At 50.3% G+C, this 19,895-nt stretch carries 7 protein-coding genes; 2 read left to right on the top strand and 5 right to left on the bottom strand.

Translation table 11 applies throughout. The annotated features are described in order from the left end of the window. Positions 1–62 precede the first annotated feature (62 nt). Genes ACO6VG_RS16390 through nirB form a run of 4 tightly spaced genes read right to left on the bottom strand, consistent with a single transcriptional unit; the run spans position 63 to position 6,994 of the window. Positions 63–2,750 (bottom strand): molybdopterin-dependent oxidoreductase, encoded by a 2,688-nt coding sequence (locus ACO6VG_RS16390; protein ID WP_422474761.1) that lies wholly within the window; start codon positions 2,748–2,750, stop codon positions 63–65. A 27-nt stretch (positions 2,751–2,777) separates the two neighbouring features. After that, positions 2,778–4,043 carry an NAD(P)/FAD-dependent oxidoreductase gene (locus ACO6VG_RS16385; RefSeq protein ID WP_422133292.1) on the bottom strand — a complete coding sequence of 422 codons (1,266 nt, stop codon included), beginning with the start codon at positions 4,041–4,043 and terminating at the stop codon, positions 2,778–2,780. A 1-nt stretch (position 4,044) separates the two neighbouring features. After that, positions 4,045–4,419: a nitrite reductase small subunit NirD gene (gene nirD, locus ACO6VG_RS16380; RefSeq protein WP_422133291.1), complete on the bottom strand. Its 375-nt coding sequence runs from the start codon at positions 4,417–4,419 to the stop codon at positions 4,045–4,047. Between the two features lie 40 nt (positions 4,420–4,459). After that, entirely contained in the window at positions 4,460–6,994 is a 2,535-nt protein-coding gene (gene nirB / locus ACO6VG_RS16375) for a nitrite reductase large subunit NirB (protein ID WP_422133290.1), read from the bottom strand. Between the two features lie 376 nt (positions 6,995–7,370). On the opposite strand from nirB, the gene ACO6VG_RS16370 reads away from it, so the two are divergent. Beyond that, the gene (locus tag ACO6VG_RS16370; RefSeq protein ID WP_422474759.1) at positions 7,371–8,840 is read left to right on the top strand and encodes a NarK family nitrate/nitrite MFS transporter; all 1,470 of its coding nucleotides are present in this window, start codon (positions 7,371–7,373) and stop codon (positions 8,838–8,840) included. 74 nt (positions 8,841–8,914) lie between these two features. Here ACO6VG_RS16370 and ACO6VG_RS16365 read toward each other — a convergent pair whose 3' ends face one another. Continuing rightward, positions 8,915–9,547, bottom strand: a complete 633-nt coding sequence (locus ACO6VG_RS16365) for a LysE family translocator (RefSeq protein WP_422133288.1) — start codon at positions 9,545–9,547, stop codon at positions 8,915–8,917. Between the two features lie 2,286 nt (positions 9,548–11,833). Here ACO6VG_RS16365 and ACO6VG_RS16360 point away from each other — a divergent pair. Beyond that, the gene (locus ACO6VG_RS16360) at positions 11,834–19,777 is read left to right on the top strand and encodes a hypothetical protein (RefSeq protein WP_422474757.1); all 7,944 of its coding nucleotides are present in this window, start codon (positions 11,834–11,836) and stop codon (positions 19,775–19,777) included. Positions 19,778–19,895 lie beyond the last annotated feature (118 nt).

Genomic DNA, 19,895 nt, shown 5'->3' with positions numbered 1-19,895 from the left:
GCTGAGCTTGTCGAAGTGCGGGTCGCTCTTCGACGAAAACTCAGAATGAATGAAGTGTGTGTCTATGCCAGTGCTGCCGCACTGGTGATCAATTTGCGAATCTCAGGAATACAGGAGCCACAGTTTGTTCCGGCTTTCAGAGACAGGCCCACCTGAGCAGGATCACTGAAGCCTTCCTCTTCAATCACACGACAAATGGTTTTCTCCCCCACACCAAAACAGGCACACACTACTTTGCCGGTATCTTCTCCCTGAGGTGGCATACCTGCCAGTAAACGCCAGCGCTCCGAAAAAGGAATATCCTCTTTTTCAAAGGCAGCCTGTAGCCATGCACGATCACAGTCTGACAATGACTCACCGATAATAAGAAGAGCCTGTAGCTGGCCGAGAGCAAACCAGGCGCTACGGGCGCTGCCTGTCTTCGGATCGGTGTAATCAATTCTTTCCCTCTCAGGGCCGATAGATTCCAGCATGGAAGAATCAATGCCCTGACCTGCCAGCTCATATCGGAATCCCTGCTGGAATTTCACCTCTGTCGCATAATCAAATGGCTCAAAACCCTGTTTTTTGCGACTCAGTAACACAGCCTGTTGTTTCAGAGATACAGCCTCAATCCTTGCAGGAGTGTGTTTACAGCCCGGTTGTTTTGACCAGGGGTCTACCGCAGGCTTCACCAGCACACCACAATGCCCGGTCTTGCTGTTCTGACGTGTCCAGTGCATGGGCATAAAAACATTACCCTTACCTACTGTAGATGTCACAACCACTCTGATCAAAATGGAATCAAAGGCTGTGGACAATCGGCACAATGCCTGATCAACCAGCCCATATTTTTGAGCATCTGCAGGATGAACTTCCAGGAAAGGCTCATCAATATGCTGACTCAACCTGGGAGAGAGTGCGGTGCGTGTCATAGTGTGCCAATGATCACGAACCCTGCCGGTATTCAGCAACAGCGGGTAATCAGCATTGGGCTGATGGTAGGAGACCTCAAACTTCGTCGAAACAATAGTTGCACGACCTGTTTCAGTGAAGAAACCACCCTCAGCAAACAATCTTGTATGTGGATGAGACGTCTGCCCTGAAACCAGTGGCCACTGAAATGGCTCAAGCGCTTCGTATTCTGCATCTGAGATAGCTGCCAGAGCACCAATATTAAAATCTCTTCTACGACCCTCAGAATTATTTTCAAAAGCTGAAAGAGCCGCATGCTCGCGGAAAATATCAGCAGCCCTCTGATAATCAAAGGCGTCACCAAAACCCATTTTCTCTGCCACTTTTGAAATAATCCACCAGTCAGGTTTAGAGTCTCCGGAAAGATCAAAAAGGGCCCTTTGTCTGGAAATTCTTCGCTCCGAGTTTGTGACCGTACCATCCTTTTCACTCCAGCCGGCCGCTGGCAGACGAATATGGGCAAACTCAGAGGTGTCTGTTTTCCCAATACAATCAGACACGACAACCGTCGGACACTTTTTCAGCGCACTGATAACCTTATTGGCATCAGGCATACTGACTACAGGATTGGTGCCCATAATCCAGACAAACTTAATGTCGCCCTTATCCATGGCATTAAACAAATCGACAGCTGTTTTACCCGGCACAGTGGCAATATTCGGAGCCTTCCAAAACCGTCTGACCCGATCTACATCGTCTGTGTTTGAAAAATCCATGTGGGCAGCCAGCTGATTGGCCAGACCTCCAACCTCTCGCCCTCCCATTGCGTTAGGCTGACCTGTAAGCGACAAGGGTCCAGATCCCGGCTTACCAATACGACCCGTAATCAGGTGACAGTTGATAATGGCATTGACTTTATCGGTGCCAACAACCGACTGGTTCACACCCTGAGACCAGGCCGTGACAACTTTATCGGTCCCGGCAAACCACTCACAAAATTGCTTGAGTGCAGGTTTTTCAATCCCGCAAAGTTCAGCGACCTCTGAAAAGCTTCCTATTTTTCTGGCGGCTTTCAGAGCCTCATTAAAACCTTGGGTGTGCTGATCAATGTACGACTGATCCAGCTTATCGTGCTTATCGAGATAACTGAATAACTTATTAAAGAGAGCGGTGTCCGTGCCTGATTTCAGCGGAAGATGCAGGTCTGCAATATCACAGGTGTCAGTGGCACGGGGGTCAATAACAACCACCTTCATGTCCGGACGCTGCTCTTTTGCAGCTCTTATTCTCTGGAATAATACCGGGTGACACCAGGCCGTATTGGCTCCGACCAGAACAATCATATCGGCCAATTCAAGATCTTCGTAGCTGCCGGGAACCGTATCGGAACCCAGTGATCTCTTCTGACCTGCTACCGTAGAAGCCATGCAGAGGCGTGAGTTGGTGTCCATATTGCTGGAACCAATAAAACCCTTCATTAGTTTGTTGGCCACATAGTAATCTTCTGTCAGTAATTGACCAGAGCCGTATAAAGCCACCGCTTCAGGGCCGTACTCTTCTATTGTGGCTTTCAGTCGCTCAGCGACTTCATCCAGAGCAGAATCCCAGCTGACTCTCTGTTCACCTATAAAAGGTGTTAGCAGTCTATTTTCCAGAGAAACCGTTTCCCCAAGAGCGCTGCCTTTTGAACAAAGGCGCCCGAAATTAGCGGGGTGATCTTTGCGGCCTTCTATATCTACAAGATGCAAATCTTTATTGGTGACCGTCGCCTTGATACCACAGCCAACACCGCAATAGGCACACGTCGTATGGATGACTTGTTGCTGGTTATTGCAGATATCGATGCTGCCAGACATAGACATACTTCCTTTATTAATAGTTTCCTAGGAATTCAGATAACGTTTGCCGAAAACAAGTCGGTCGCGAATATCTGAAATATCCCGTCCTGTTTCCATCAATTCCTGATACCAGAGACCATCGGAAGCATCTCCAAAGAGCAAAGCCCCCATCAACTTATTATCACGGATCACCAGTTTTCGGTAGATGCCAACCCCTGCAGCATCAATGATGATCTCTTCATCACTCTCTTGCGCAACAAACTGTCCACTGGAAAACAGATCAATACCGTCAACTTTCAGACTGGTAGGAATCGGAACCGGCTCAAACCGCTCTCCCGAGGTACCCAACAGGCGATGCACGGCCACTTGAGCGTGCCCATAAACCGGCGCCACAAGCCCAAACAGGTCACTATTCAACTGAACACACTCACCAATTGCCGTTACTGAAGGGTCAGAAGTTTGCATTCTGTCATTCACCAGAATACCTCTGTCACACTCCAGCCCGGTTTCCCTGATCAGTTCTATATTGGGCCGAACCCCTGCAGTGACGACCACCAGTGAAGCCTGCAACCACTCGCCATCTTTCAGCTGCACGCCAGTCACTTTACCATTTTTGCCCGTGTAGGAATCGAGCATGGCACTGCAACGAAACTCAATGCCCTTTTCTTCCAGTGCTCCTTGCAAAAGCTTACCGGCCTTTTCATCCAGTTGTCGGGCCATGGGAATGGACATGGTATCCACCACGGTGACTTTCATGCCCCGTCTGGCAAGACCACTGGCACATTCAAGCCCCAGAAGTCCGCCACCAATCACCACAGCCTTTGCCTCAGGACCGGATGAAGCGGTCAGCATCTGCTCAACATCATCGAGATTCCTGAAAGCCATAACGCCTTCCAGATCGGCCCCGGGTACGGGAATACGATTGGGTAGAGATCCCGTCGCCAGGACCAGATGATCGTAATCAAAACATTGACCACCCTCTGTCTCGACTCGCTTCAACTCAAGATTGAGATCACTAACCCGATAGTCACAGCCCGATAACAGATTGATATCCTGATCCTGATACCAGGACTCAGGCTGCAGCTGAATCCCCTGGAGATCGACGCTGCCTGCCAACAGTTTGGATAACTGGATTCGGTTATAGCCCGGGCAGGGTTCTTCAGATAGGACGGTGACCTGATATTGATGACCGCTCTGCTCAACCAGCTTTTCCAGAAAACGGACTGAGCCCATGCCATTTCCCACCACCAGCAGCTTCCGCTGCAATGGCGGTTGACGACTAACGTCAGCCGCCTTGAATACCGCTGTCATATCAGGCTGCCTCAATGGAAACCGATACCAGTGAGACCTGAACCCTCTGGTCCACCACTTCTACGGGATAAGCATTCAGCGCCACGCTCTCATCTTCCAGACACTGACCCGTAGTCAAATCAAAGTGCTGCTTGTAAATGGGCGATGCCACTACCAGACGCCCTTCCAGATCACCTACCAGACCACGAGAGATAACATTGGCCTGACTGAATGGATCATAATTATCCAATGCATATACTTGGTCGTCTACTTTAAACAACGCAACCTGCACACCATCCACCAGAGCACAAACACCCAGGTTAGGAATAAGATCACTTTCACTGCAAACGGTTGTCCAACCTTTATTGGCTGTACTGGCTGTGAGCACTTGAGTCATGATTAAAGTCTCCTGTTTTTCAGCGCTATAGGCACTTCGTTTACAGCTGTTTAAGGGCAATTTTTTCGTCACGGGTAGCCGGACGAATCTGATCTCGCTCGTTCACAAACACCACATTAGTGTCGCTTTCATCACTGTTTATAAAGTGATTGAAACGTTTGAGTTTCTCAGGATCTGAGAGGGTGGTTTTCCATTCACATTGATAGGTACCCACCAGGTAGGTCATCTCATCTTCAAGCTCCTGACAGATACCCAGGCTGTCCTCAATAATCACTTCGCGCAGGTAATCGAGACCACCCTCCAGATTTTCCATCCAGACAGAAGTACGCTGCAGACGATCTGCAGTGCGAATGTAGAACATCAGGAAACGATCGATGTATTTGACCAGCGTTTCATCATCCAGCTCGGTGGCAAACAGGTCGGCATGACGAGGCTTCATGCCACCATTACCGCAGAGGTAAAGGTTCCAGCCTTTTTCCGTGGCAATAACACCCACATCTTTACTCTGGGCTTCAGCACATTCACGGGTACATCCGGACACAGCCATTTTGATTTTGTGAGGAGAACGTACGCCCCTGTAACGATTTTCAACTGCAATCGCCATACTGACACTGTCCAGCACCCCATAACGACACCAGGTACTGCCGACGCAGGATTTCACGGTGCGCAGTGATTTACCGTAGGCATGACCGGTTTCAAAACCGGCATCGACAAGACGTTTCCAGATCTCTGGCAACTGTTCCACACGGGCACCAAAGAGATCGATACGCTGGCCACCGGTGATTTTTGTGTAGAGGTTAAAGTCCCGTCCTACTTCACCAATGGTGATCAGTTTATCGGGCGTAATTTCACCGCCCGGAACCCTTGGCACAATGGAATAAGTGCCGTCTTTTTGCATGTTTCCAAGAAAATAATCGTTGGTATCCTGCAGCTGAGCATGCTGATCTTTCAACACATATTCGTTCCAGCAGGAAGCCAGAACAGAGCCAATGGTAGGCTTACAGATATCGCAGCCACGCCCCTTGCCATGCTTTGCCAGAACTTCGTCGAAAGACTTTAATTCACCGACACGAACCAGGTGATAGAGTTCCTGCCTGGAGTGTGGAAAGTGCTCACAGATATCTTTTTTGACCTCAACACCCAACTCCGTCAGCTCATGATCCAGAACCTGTTTGACCAGAGCCGTACAGCCACCACAGCCGGTTCCGGCACTGGTTTCGGCTTTCAGTGACCCCATATCCATGCAGCCACCGGCTACCGCGTTGACCAGATCACCTTTACTGACGTCATAGCAGGAACAGATTTGAGCCGTTTCTGGCAGAGCAGCCACGCCCAAACCTGTCGCTGCAGAACCATCGGTCTGAGGCAGAATGAGTTCAGCAGGATTTTCCGGGGGACGCATGTCATTCAGCATCATCTGCAACAGGCTGCCGTACTCTTCAGCATCGCCTATCAATACAGCTCCCAGAACCTTTTTCTTATTTCTGGAAACCACCAGTTTTTTATAAACTTCTTTCTCTTCATCAATCAGCTGGTAGCTCAGGGAACCTTCGGTATTGCCATGGGCATCACCAATACTGGCAACATCAACACCCATCAGTTTCAGCTTGGTGCTCATATCGGCACCAGTAAACTGATTACCGTTCTTACCCGTCAACTGATCTACAACCACCTGCCCCATCTGGTAGCCCGGTGCCACCAGACCAAAGATACGGCCACTCCAGAGTGCACACTCACCAATGGCAAATATACGTTCATCAGATGTACGGCAGTCGTTATCTATAACGATACCGCCTCGCTCACCCAACTCCAGTCCGGAAGCTTTCGCCAGCTCATCTCTTGGGCGAATACCGGCTGAAAACAGTACGATATCGGTATTCAGTTGTTCGCCGTCAGCGAACTGCATCTGGTGAACAGCGCCTTCACCATCAACAATCTGTCGGGTATTTTTGGAGGTATGAATCGTGACCCCCAGACCCTCGATCTTGCGTCTGAGCATGGCACCACCGCTATCATCCACCTGAACAGCCATCAGACGGGGAGCAAATTCGACCACGTGGGTTTCCAGCCCAAGATCTTTCAGAGCTTTTGCTGCTTCAAGCCCCAACAGACCGCCACCCACAACGGCACCGATCTTACTGTTACGGGCAGCTTCTTTAATCGCTTCCAGATCTTCGATGGTACGATAGACAAAACAGTTTTCACGGTCATGCCCGGGTACGGGAGGAACAAATGGATAGGAGCCTGTAGCCAGTACCAGCTGATCGTACTTTTGAGTCATGCCACTGGCTGTCACTACTTCACAGGACTCACGATTTATTGATGTAATGGCTTCATTAAGAACAAGATTAATGCCTTCCTGCTCATAAAAGCCTTCAGAAACCATAGACAGGTCATCCGCTGAGCGACCTGTGAAAAATTCACTGAGATGAACCCGGTCATAGGCAGGACGGATCTCTTCTCCAAATACCACCACATCGAAGCGTTTCAGGCCGCCAGCATCTACCAGTTTCTCCAGAAAGCGGTGACCTACCATGCCGTTACCGACAACCACCAGGGTTTCTTTTCCGATCATCCCAGACATCCTCTTTAGTATCTAGCATTGGGCCGGAACAACTGCATCCTTTAGAGCCAGCCTCTTTTCTAATTCTTGTGCCTATGCAACTGCCGTGCCCACTTTCAAAACACGATAAAAACAGGAAATTCTTTCCTGAGACTTTAGCTACTCGCACAAAAATAATGCACGCAGAAATAATCAAACAGCTAAAGAGCACCATTTTGGTGAGCAGAATAAAAATACTCAGAAACTTCCCGCACTCAAATAAAGAACTTTCTTGCATAGAAGAGAAAATTCATTAAATACGCATAAAAATGCAAGTCAAATCGGTGCATTTATCATATTGGCCTGATGTTTGCTTTTGCTTGGGGAATTTCTTAAACAAGGAGGATGTATGAGCAACCCCGATTCATTTAACCTGTTTTCTTTTAGCGGGAAGACCAAGATTCTGCACCTTAGCTGGATTGCCTTCTTTATTAGCTTTGTGGTCTGGTTTAACCATGCGCCTCTGGCCCTGGCTATTTCCGAGTCTCTGGGCCTGACTCGTGAAGAACTGAAAACCCTGCTGATTCTGAACGTAGCCCTCACTATTCCGGCTCGAGTCATCATCGGTATGCTCACTGATGTTTACGGTCCCAGAAAAGTCTATTCCGGACTCCTGGCCATCTGCAGTATTCCTTGTTTTATGTATGCCATGGCAGATGACTTTACCCAGGCCGCCATAGCCCGCTTTATGCTGGGTACTATTGGTGCAGGCTTTGTGGTCGGCATTCGTCTGGTATCTGAGTGGTTCCCCGCTCGCCAATTGGGTACCGCAGAAGGTATTTACGGTGGCTGGGGCAACTTTGGCTCTGCTGCTGCTGCCATGTCTCTGCCCACCTTTGCACTGCTCTTTGGTGGAGAAGATGGCTGGCGTTACGCCATTGGCCTGACCGGATTAATCTCCTTGCTGTTCAGTGTCGTCTTCTACATAAACGTCACAGATACCCCTAAAGGTGCTACCTACTTCCGCCCCAAGAACATTGGCGCCATGGAAGTCACCAGCAAAGGCGACTTTGCCTTGCTGCTGATCATGAAGATTCCCATGTATGCGGCATTGGCTCTGCTGACCTGGAAGCTTTCACCTAAGGGTGTTGCCATGCTGAGTGCCGGGATTTCAACGGCTATTTATGTCGGTCTGACTGCTATCTACCTGTTTGATGTCTGGAAAGTCTGGCAGGTCAACAAGCACATTTTCTCCGAGCCTGTGCCAGCTATTCACCAGTATCAGTTCAAGCAGGTGGCCGTTCTGAACGTTCTTTACTTCGCTACCTTCGGTTCTGAACTGGCCGTGGTGTCCATGCTACCTCTGTTTTTTGCAGATACCTTTGAACTGGATCCGGTCATGGCGGGTCTGGTCGCTTCCGCTTATGCCTTCATGAACCTGATGTCCCGTCCGGGCGGAGGATTACTCAGTGACAAGTTTGGCCGCAAGATCACTCTGCTGGTTCTCACTGCAGGCCTGGCCGGTGGTTACTACATGATGAGTATCATTGATTCCAGCTGGCCACTGGTTCTTGCTGTTGTTGCTGCCATGGCCTGCTCCTTCTTTGTACAGGCCGGTGAAGGTGCGGTATTTGCGGCTGTACCCCTGATCAAGCGTCGACTCACAGGTCAAATTGCCGGTATGACAGGAGCCTATGGTAACGTGGGCGCTGTCTTCTACCTGACAGTATTGTCTCTGGTGGACTACTCCACCTTCTTCATGGTTATCGCAGGCACTGCAGTGTTGGGTTTCTTTACCCTCTTCCTGATGGAAGAACCCAAGGGTCAGATGGCCGAAGTGATGCCTGACGGCAGTGTCACCATGATTGATGTGACCTGATCATTCTGTTTCAGTGGTCCACAATGGGCCACTGAAACAAAACACAGCCACCGGATACTCTTCGGCCTGGCTCTCTATTTCACAACCAACACGGCAGCGATACCCGCCAGAACATAGAGCCCCCCTGTAGAACGCTCAAATAACAACATACTTTTTTTTGTACTCAGCATAGGTTTCACAGATTTTGACAGTAGCCCATAGAGAAGCTTGCAAACCAAATCCACTACACCCCAAGTCATTACAATGATCAATATTTGTTGCACAAGATCCTGATCTCTATTAATAAACTGAGGCAAGAAAGCCATAAAGAAAATAATATCTTTTGGATTACTGGCTCCCAATAGAAAAGCTTTTTTAAACAGATTACTGAAGCCGGGAAACTGCAAAGAACAATCATTGAGACGTTTACTGGTAGTGTCAGCCATCGACTTCCTGATGGTATTAACCCCCAGATAAACCAGATAAAGAACTCCCATCAGTTTCAGTATCAGAAACATGTTTTCCGAAGCCGTAAGAATGGCCCCAAGACCAGTGGCCGAAATAACCAGGTAAAGTGATGAAGCCAGCGTACCACCCAAAAATGCCGGATAGGATCTGATAACCCCATAGTTAATAGAATTGGACACCATGTACAGAGATAGAGGACCAGGAATGAGTATGACTACAAAGATTGAAACAACATACAGAAACCAAACTTCAATACTCATTATTCACTCCAAAAGCAGCGACTGTACCCTATAGCACTCCCTATAGCACTACCAGTTGCTATTTTTACCTCTCCTACAAAACACTTCCTTAAGATACATGGCCCGCACACATGCCTGCAAAAAACCGCTTTGATTCTGAATCCTCCTGACAGAGCAGGAGGCCATAGCGTCGATCCCTGGACGCTCCCGCCGCTTTGGTTTGAGTAGTTGTGCAATAAACGACATTGAATGCAAATAAAATATCAGGAAATTCAAACGCTGTCCCTCCCCCCCTACCCCTTTCATCAGTTCTTGATAGATCGAATCATTGAACAGAGGATATGAATCAAGCTATTGAGCTATACCGGAGAATTGTTTGCAGATTTCATGAGGAACCTGACGGAGTTCCGTACTAAACTGCATCTTGCGCTTTTTTCCCATTCTGAGCCTTTTGATCACGTCAGTGAAAGGGCAAGTATCGCCCCCCCTCTGGAGATCGTGTGGGTCAATCCTTCAGGTGTTATCATGCCAAATCACGAAGTACCCAAATTAATTCATGTTAGTATTGTCAGCCCTATTGAAGGTTTGGAGTTTGCTTTTCTAAAAATATGGGCCGAGGTTAACCCGGATTATAAAATCAATGTCTGGGCCCCCGAACGTTTGATATACCAAAAAATTCTATATTCGCTGCTGTTTTCCGAGATAAGCAATAACGCTATCGAAAAAGATGACCCCGGTGATATTGCTCGGCTGAAAGACAGCATCTGGCAAAAAATTGATAACTTTATGGGAGAAAGCAGTGAAATAGAAGAATTAAATATAATGGAATCTGATCTTCCAGACAGTGTAAAGAAGGAATTTGTCATCCAATGGAATAAAATCAATAATTCTTTAGATAAAATTAAAAATTTAATCAGCAACGCTATTGTTCATAAAAAGCTGAAAAACCTAGATCAAGAATATAAAAATTTTATCAGATACAGTTTAGGCTTTACTAACAGTTTAATCATCGAAAGATTTATCGGGCTGAGTCAAAAATTCGTACTAGGAGGGGTATATATTGATAAAGGACTACTACCGGAAATGGACAGTCACCCCTTTCTAAAAAGAAGCAGTTCCCTTGATCCTATATCGGGGACGGCAGTGACTTCTGAGAAGGAAAAGCAGCTCGAAAGTGCCAAGCTACATGCTCTTTTTAAAAAAATGTTTTCAGATGGAACTATTTCAGATCCCAGCCCTTATTTTGAGAGATACGGTACAACCCTGTCGAGAGAAGAAATCACTCGAATTCAAGGTATCGTAGCAGAAAGCAGTATTAGTGATTTATTCCATAGTCTGCCGAAATATGACTTAAAGGAGTATAGCCGTAATAAATTATTCTTCAGTAAGAAAGTAAATTTTGAATATGATACTCCCACTATAGCTCTTGATGATTCAATCCAGCCCCTGATGGTGGCCTCTCGCCAAGGACACCCAACAATCAAACTACTACTTGATGAAATCTGTTTACTTCATGAGACTGTAGAAAATTTAAAAAAATCATCACTAAGAAAAAAAGAAATCACATTAAAGATAAGGAAGGCTATTCATAAATTCTATATGGAAAGAAAAGTTATTATCTCTGATAATGACATCGATAAAATTGCAACCATATCAACTGATCTTCGGCATGATATCGACAAATTTAACTGCATCATTACTGCAAAATTAGGTTATGATGCTTTTGAAAGATTAATAAATCTTGAAAAACCAAAAGACATCAAAATCATTCCAATTAACTACTTCATAGCGAATAATCTCTTTTATAACAGAAGTTTTAGAAACCTTGGTTTTAACTCGTCACCAACAAGTGGTCAGAAATCATATGAAAGATTAATAATCGTTCATTATTCAGATAAAAACATAGAAGGCATAAGCGATTCTTTAATACATTGCTTTAAACTTTATAATAAGTACCGCACTGAAAAAAACAGCGTCTTATACAATGCTGTTGATTCAAATCAAATAGAAACAATAACACTTCAAAAAGTGTCAGGAGTAACGCTCAAAAATATTGGCGAAGACACTAAAGTCATCATGACTGGAAGCCTTCATTTCTATAATAGCGACTTGAATCTATATGATACTTTCTATTACAAGCGCTTAATGTTAAAGCTATCAGCGGTTTTGGGAACGTTGATCCCAAAAAATACCAGAGTACAAACCATAAAATTCTTTTTTGATAACTCTGCACAAGGCATTGAAGATTCTGAGGGTGTACTAAATACCAGCCAGAAAAATTATATTGTACCTGAAGTTTTAAGGAACTTGGCCAAACAAGGTATCTATGCAAACTCAGCTGTTGCGATTCGAGGATTCTTGTCAGCAGGTGATCCTCACGGGCCGTCAACCTCGAAAAATGCCCCCTATCCAGATCTCAACCGCATTGTTTTTACCCTTGACCGTAGCGGCGCCGTGACATACCGAGCCAAGTTCGGGTTGGCCTCCTTTGACCTCGAAAATGAGTTTATCGATAAGACAAGCAAAGAGGATCCGAACGATGACAAACTCACAAAAGAATTTACCGAAGCTCTACTCAAAGGAGAGTTTGCTGATGCCAAACTCAACGATGATTTGGTCAAAGTCGTAATCGAAGACAGGCCTACCTTTGCCGGACTCGAAGATGAGTTGTCTAAAGCCATAGGCGAAGATGAGCCTGGGGATCGAAGAAAAAATGCTGAAAATTACACATTTCACTTTGAGTTCAAAACCGCGATCTTTCATGGATTAAAGGAACACCCACAAACTGAAAAAGCCACTTTCGCCACTTTGGTTGCAGGAGAAACTATTCGTTTGGCAGACACACTTAGCCTTGCACTAAGTTCTCACACATACACTCAGTGGCTTGAGCGCTACGCACTGCGTTTCAGCGCGCCTGATCAGATAGATCAGCTTGAGCAGGCAATGGCCAATTTCCATAGCAACGAAGAAAAGACCAGAGCCTTCGAAACCCTCAAACGTCGGATACAGGTCAAGGCATTCGATATCTACACTCTCGATCCTAAATCGATACTGGGTGCCGCCGAACTTAACAAGGAATACAAAAATGATTTCGCCAACATCAAGCTTCTCACAGGCCGGCTACAGATGCCTTGTGACAGGCCTCGAAGATCAGCCGGTGCCGGCAGCTGCGATGCTCGACGCAAAAACCTGGAGTATGCCCTCCGGTTACTTTCCGGCTTCAAAACCCAGCTCCGTCTTGGCAACGACAGGAAAAAAACGGATATCGCCCTGATCAAACCCGCCAACGAAGATGAGCGCTGGCTGCAGAATTTTTTCACCCGGTTTCGTCGCCTGGAAGGCAAGGACGCATTGGCTCACGCCCGGGGCATGCACTCGGTCATTGCCCTGGACGAAGATTCGTTTACCCGCGCTCAACAGCAGATAAAAGACGGCACCCTGAGTGGTCAGCCCCTGTTGCTGAAAGCTACCCCCGCTGCCGGTTATGTGCTGCTCACACCCGATGGCCGGGTTCAGTCGGCCATCGCCGGGGGAGACGGCAACCGCGTCACCGTTCTCGGTCGGCCAGCCAGACTGATTGCCCATGCTTTGACGACACTGGTCGACTTTACCCCGGACCGCTACATCGCCACCCTGACCGTCAGCGATCTTGCCAGCAGCAACCAGTCCCGCGGAATCACAGCCCTGAACGCCCTGAAAACCTTTATGACCCGCTCGCCCACCCATGGCAAACCCCTGGTCGGCAAGCTGATTGTCGAACCCAGAAGTGGCAGCCCCCAGGTTTTCAAACGACTGGTGAAAGATATCCAGCATCTGATGCCGAAGGACCGCCCGGCGATTGAAAGCCTTGTGCTGCGCTCCCCGGGCACCGGACAACCGGAGTACCGGTTGCTTCCCGGCGAAAAGACTGTGCTGAGGTCGCCCCGGCCATCGGATTCAAATTCCCCGCTCCGCTATTTGCCGCCCAGCCACCTTTCGGTTCCGGTGCCGCCCCGGACTGAAGACAGCCTCTCAGGTGTGGCCTCTGAACGAGCCGAATTCAGGCAGCGGCTGCTGGAGTTTGACACCGCCCTGGGGGACATTAAAGCCCGGCACTCACTCGCCGACAGCATGGCTCCCCAACTGGATACCCTTCGTCGGGATGGCCGTGGCTGGCGCATGGACTTTATGGAACCCGATACCCTGACCCGTAAGAACATCCGGTTTACCTCCGGTGCCTTTGATCGCTTCCGGGGCTTTCTCCAGGGGACGGGTCGTCAGGGATTCCGGGTCAAAGGAAAAAAATCTTCCACCAACGGACTGGAAAAGCTCAGGTCTTTTATAGGCCTTTACGACCTGATAGCAGGGCTTTCCCCTGTGGGACACCATTACAAAAATCCCCCGTCTCAGAATATGACGGACACCCAACAGCAGATTTATACCGGGCGCCAGACGCTTTTTTATACGGCTGTGGCATTGCAAGGGATTGAGATCATCAATCTCGGGCGACAGGGGATCAAGACAATCATCCCGGCCATCCGGTCGTCATTGCCCCCCGGTCAGAAACCACCAAAGCTACCCGATATTTCCGGGTCGGGCAAGTTGCCCGGCGGTCTGAAAAAAGTCGGCAGGCTGGGTAAAAAAGTCGGTCGTTTTGTGCCCATACTGGGTCTCGCCGTGCCGGGAGCCAGTCTCACCCTGACCCTCATTGAGTACGAGAACGAAGAGGACCCGGAAGTCAAGAAACTCATGGAATCCATGGTGACCTTTGAGTGGGTGGATACCTATGTCTCCGTCATTTCAGAGTTCCTCGGGCCAGTCGGGGCATTTATTGACGGGATCATGCACTACGTCAGGGGTATTTTTCAGGAGAACTATAAAAAGAAGTTAGAAAAGCTGGCCTACAAAAAGTTGCAGGATGCCTCGGGTGAGGCTGCCAAAATCTTTGACCTGATCCACGCCCAGCTGGACCCCAAAAGCTTCCTGGCCAACAAGCAGACCCTCAATGCCTTGATGAGCGGGGATGGCAAAAGTCTCCTGCCCCTGAACATCCGGTCTATCAACCTGGTGAGACAGACCCTGACCTACGGTGGCGTCTATTCATTCAAGCCAACCTTAATCGCCGGGAAAAAAGACGACTGGAAACAGAAAAACTGTGAGAAGATACCCTATGTACCCAAGGCTCCTTTACGGCACTGCGCCAGCGACATCAACCGGATCGAATACTCCCCTGACACCTTTAACCTGATCGACGATGCCCTGGCGACATTGTGCCGGACGGAGTCGCGTTTAACCGGGTATCAATGCTCAGACGGGGTATTCCGCAACCTGGGGCAGATGAGCGATAAAAAGGTCATTTTAATGCCTTCTGTACCCCCGTGGGAGGTCAAGCTCCTCTACAGTCCCTTGGACCAGACCTCTCTGGGGAGTGCGCCAGACAGCAGTTCCCCCGGTGCGAAACTTCTGGATGCTGTCAGCGACAGCAAGCTGAAACGGTTATACCAGAAAAAAGTGAAAGACACCCGGTATACCGAGTGCGACGGGCATGGCTCATGTGATGACATCAGCTACGACTATAAATACCTTGGCCAGATGTTCACCCATACCGACAGTTTGAAATACCGTCGGTCAACCAGCAGACTGTATCTCGATAACAAGGATCACGTCGTCGTCTTTCGCGAGGTCTCATCGACATTCTCCCGACTTCTGAAGTATGACGTGTATAGTCCTGAAGGGGCCAACAAAACCTACGCCCTGATATCCAACGGTGAACACACTATCCACCTTCACCCCCAGGGGCAGACGGCCTCTACCTGGGTGTTGAACTACGACGGCAAGCTCCCCTATGCCTGCATTACTGAGCGGGATGACCAGGTACAAAACTGTCGGTCCTGGGTGAGCCTGTCCTATGAAGATAACCGGGACTTCAAGCTGGGTGAGACCCTTTTCCGATTTCCTGAACCAAGACCACACTCCTGGTATGAACAGGCTCCCTCGTATAAAGTAGTGGCCCGGGATCCCAACGCACAGTTTGAGTGGCGGCTGCTGGATCACAAAGTGATTCAGCGCTTGTACGACAATGGAGGACTGAATGACGGGCCATCAAGGGCGTCGAAACTGAACAGAATCATGAGCCGTTACACTGCGGCCAGCCGGTTCCTGCCGCTGGAGCTGAAAGACTGCGACTTCTCACCTCAGATCCGTGCACGCTGTATGGACAGAGCGCCGGACCGGTGGACCACAACCACATCCGGGTGGTCACCCAAAATACCGAACCGGTGGGCGATGAACGGTGCCCTTGACCCACTACCCAAGAGCAATAATCGGCAGAACCCAGCCTGGTTACAGCACCAGCGGGACTGTGACCGACAGGTTAATGAGTATCTCAAGAAACCCTACCGCTGCTTCCCTGGCAAGCTGGGACTGGCCGAAGCAGACTGGGATCAGTTGGGCAGGGTCCTGCTTTGGTACGATACCCTTAACCATCAGGAAATCCGGCTCATTGCTGCCAGCGCCCAGGTGCAACCGGTCCAGGTGCAACCGGTCCAGGTGCAACCGGTCCAGGGGAACCCGACTACCGGCTACTATTTTTTCGACTCCGCCAACGGCAAGGTGTTATTCCAGAATAAGGAGGTACTGACCCGGGAAATCTCGCACTTCCAGTTGAATGCCAGCTTGTTTGGCCGCCATGTCTCAAAGATAATGCCGAACAAAGATGAGTCACAATTGCTGGTATTTGATGCCCCCTATTATTACCTGTTGACGGCCAGCCCGTCCGGTCAGCTGGCTCACCAGGTGATTGCGGCAGAAACCCTGGATGGCCAGCTCAGTGTACCCCCTACCCCACCTGCAGTGGCATCTGACACAACGACATCCGACCATGGGCTGATTCCCTTGCAGGATGTCGATAGCTACGGCAGCCGCCGTCTTCTTAGAACCGGTTTTTATGACGACGCCACCCGAAGCTATATTACCTTCCTGAGCAGCCTGCTGGATGGCGACATGCCAAACAATAGAAACGACGGAAGCCGTTTACGGACGATCAATGAGCGTGTCCGCAGGGCACTGCGTGAAGAGCACCTGCCGGTCCACAAGGTGGTGGTTCGGGGCCAGACTGTTTACTACATTTTGTTCAGTCGGCACTCCGGCAAACTGTATTACTTCAGCACCGACGTGAATCGCCCCGGTGGTATCCAGCGGCTGAACTCCGGTTTCCATTTGATCCGCCCTGCAGGCGAGAAGCGAGCGCTGGAAAAGGCAGAAGTAAAGGCAAAGATAGCCAGAGTCGGCGTCTTCAGGCATGTGCAGGCGCACTCCGGCAGCCTCCTGGCCGATACCAACGGTGGCTACCGGCTGTGGATACCGGACAAGGCCTGGGATAACACCCGGGTGGTCAGCGAAAACCTGTCGGTGGAGTCAGGACCTTTTAAGAACTGGCAGGTGGAAGCCACCGGGCAGATCGTCGCCAAGTCGAACGATACCCTGAGTGTGCACCAGTTCACCCCCCAGTCTGGCCTGATGGTGGACAGCCTGAACCTGGGCAAGGTAGTCAACCTGATCTTCGCCAAACTGACCATAGAACACCCCGGTACAACCTGGACCACCGCCAGTGCCCGTTTTTTCATCCGTGAGCTCAAGAGTCTGCTGCGAGACCGGCTGAAAGGGGCCCGGGAGGGGTTCTCGGCCAAGGTGGGGCTGGTGCCGCTGAGACCCATCACCGCAATCATCGACCACCCCCTGTTCAGCGCGATCAGGCAACTGGACGTCTGGTACTACCCGGACAGCGACACCCTGCTGGCAGCCAACACCGGTGACCAGTTTGAAGTCATGGTGAACGACGACGGCCAACTGCTCGCCCTGTCGGACACTCGCAAAGAGGAGGCTTTCGAGTTTTTCCGACAGCCTGATCAGGGCGCCAAAGGCCATCCCTTTTGTGGTGAGGCCGCCGCCGCTTCGCTGACCGGGATGCCCAGTGAGTTCGATGACCAAATCTCCGTTCCCTGCCGTTACATGGCTAAGCGTATCGACTTGAGGGGTAGCCACCACTGGGAACACGGTGCCCGGGCGTGGCGCATCCAGACACCGACGGCCCAATACCTGGCTAACCGGGAGCATCTGGCCCTGGTGGCGCTGGACCTCAGCCTGATGGGACCCAGAAACACCACCGGCAGCCTGGTCTACTGGACCCGGCAAGATTTTAACCAGGCCATGGGATCTCTGCCAGCGGGCATACGCCAGAAGGCTGACACCGAACTGATCGCCCTCACGCTGCGCCCTGGCTATTCCCCAACCCAGGTAGCCTGGATGGATTACCGGGGCCGGAGTCCCCGTAAACAAAGACTGTTGTTCGGTTTGCCTGGCAAGGAGCACGGCGTTCAGCAAGTGATTGGCAGCGTCCGGAAGTTCTCGCTCCCTCCGTCAACGAGCACGGTCGTTTATAACCGGAACAACCAGACGCTGTACCGGGTCACCCAAAAGGGTTACCAATCACTGGGCACCTTTGGCAGGGTCGCCGTGATGGCGGAGGGTCTGCTGCTGTCAGGAACCCCCGGAGCCGACAAGATCAAACTGGAAACGTTGCGGCTGGACACTTACTACCAAGAGCATCAGGTGGCCTTTGTCCACAAGGGTACCCGACAGCGGTTCGGGATCATGGTAGAGGGCCAGGGTGGGTCCGACGTGATTAAACTGGATGAGACAGACTTGTCATTTTTTGCCCGAATCCTCATCCATCCCGGCCTGGCTGAAGAAAGCATCACCAAGCACGACAGGGCACAAACCCGCATTGAACTGAATGTATCGGCCTTCCTCTTCCTTGCCTGGCGCCGGGGTCAGAACCTGGTGCTGTCCAACCGGTTTACCACCGGCGATGCCGAGATCGAGATTCAGCAGGTCTGGGCCAGACAGCACGACCAGTTCCTGCAACCCACAACGCTGGTGTTCAATGACCTTGAGCTGTCATTATCCGACCTAGCAGCACGGGTGACGGACTCAGGTCAGGGGGTCGTCCTGCCACTCACGGTGAGCAGCCTCGTCAGGAAGGAACGCCTCCGATTCATCAACGCCACAGCCAGCAACCCCCTGTACATCCAGCAGGACCAACCGGTAAAAATCGTCACCTACCAGGCGATGGACGGGATTAAACTGACACTGGAACCCCTGAACGCCACATACGTCAGACGTCAGGTGTTTATTACTGGCACAGGACAGTGGGGCTGGGAGCCGGGCAGTGTTCAGGTGAGCGGGCCGAAACCCGACAGCGGTTACCAGTCATGGCCGTTTCTACCCTCCGTAATCAGCTCGTCCGCCGTCGGTAACAGGACAGCGAGACTCTGGGGCAATAGCCGCAGTAATATTCTGTACCTTGGCGCCGACGCCCGACAGTGGTCACTCCGTGGATGGGGCGGTCATGACCTGCTGCTGCTGGGAACCTCAGGCAACATCGCAGCACGGCCAGAAGTGCTGGCAAACCGGGGCGACCAGTGTGACAACCGGAGGCTGGATACGCCCGGCAACAGCAGCCTGTGGCAGGCCATTCTCGACTGGACTCGCCCGCTGGTCGGCGGTGTTGGCAATGACGTCTATGACCTGCGGGCGTGCAGGCCAGCCCGCACAATCGACAGCCGTGGCAAGCATTATGTTCTACTGTCGTCCGGGTCTAAGGCGGATTTACGACGTTTGTCGGGTGATAACAGCACCGCACTGTTCTTTACCGACCTGACCCCGGAACAGGTGGCGTTCAGCCAGTGTAACCCGCAGGTGCAGAGCAATCTCACCCACAGCAACCACTCCCTGCCATTGGAGAGCCAAACCTTCAGGATCATCGATACCCGCAACAACCAGACAATGGCGCTGGTGAAACCGGAGGTGCTGGCCAGTCTGCACTTTAAAGGTGGACAAGTCAGCCTGAACCCCATGGCTATGATCAACAGGAATGACAGCAAGTTAGCCATGAACGACAGTGACGGGGGAGAGAATGAAGCCGTGACCTTTCTGAACAAAATCATTCGCAGAGGGCAACGGCTGGTGAATTACCTGTGCAGCCTGGCCGGAGGTGAGAAAAACAACATTGGATCGGAGAGTGAGCGGCCAGTAGGAACAAGCCTGAATAATACGGAACTTTACCAGCACTACCAGCGACTGGTTCAGGACCTCAGTGCCCTGACTGGCAATCGCAGCGGTGATAGCCCGTCGTTTATCCCATCGGCAAAACAGAGAATAGTGCAGAACCTGACGACACCGCTAAGTTTGACGACGATGGGTCTTGGCTGATTGTCAGTAACCTACCCATGCTTAAAAAGACGACAAATTTATTTTATAGAACGGCTAGGCAGGTCAATTTCTCAATTCCGGACTACACTGCACGGTGCGATTTTTAAGCATTTAAAGT

The sequence above is a fragment of the Endozoicomonas sp. ALB032 genome (genome assembly GCF_049310125.1).
GTDB lineage: Bacteria > Pseudomonadota > Gammaproteobacteria > Pseudomonadales > Endozoicomonadaceae > Endozoicomonas_A.
This window is presented reverse-complemented; position numbering and strand designations above follow the sequence as displayed.

Bases quoted from the DNA above. Each gene is read 5' to 3' on its own strand.
- ACO6VG_RS16390 (WP_422474761.1), bottom strand. From the start codon at position 2,750: ATGTCTGGCAGCATCGATATCTGCAATAACCAGCAACAAGTCATCCAT.
- ACO6VG_RS16385 (WP_422133292.1), bottom strand. From the start codon at position 4,043: ATGACAGCGGTATTCAAGGCGGCTGACGTTAGTCGTCAACCGCCATTG.
- nirD (WP_422133291.1), bottom strand. From the start codon at position 4,419: ATGACTCAAGTGCTCACAGCCAGTACAGCCAATAAAGGTTGGACAACC.
- nirB (WP_422133290.1), bottom strand. From the start codon at position 6,994: ATGATCGGAAAAGAAACCCTGGTGGTTGTCGGTAACGGCATGGTAGGT.
- ACO6VG_RS16370 (WP_422474759.1), top strand. From the start codon at position 7,371: ATGAGCAACCCCGATTCATTTAACCTGTTTTCTTTTAGCGGGAAGACC.
- ACO6VG_RS16365 (WP_422133288.1), bottom strand. From the start codon at position 9,547: ATGAGTATTGAAGTTTGGTTTCTGTATGTTGTTTCAATCTTTGTAGTC.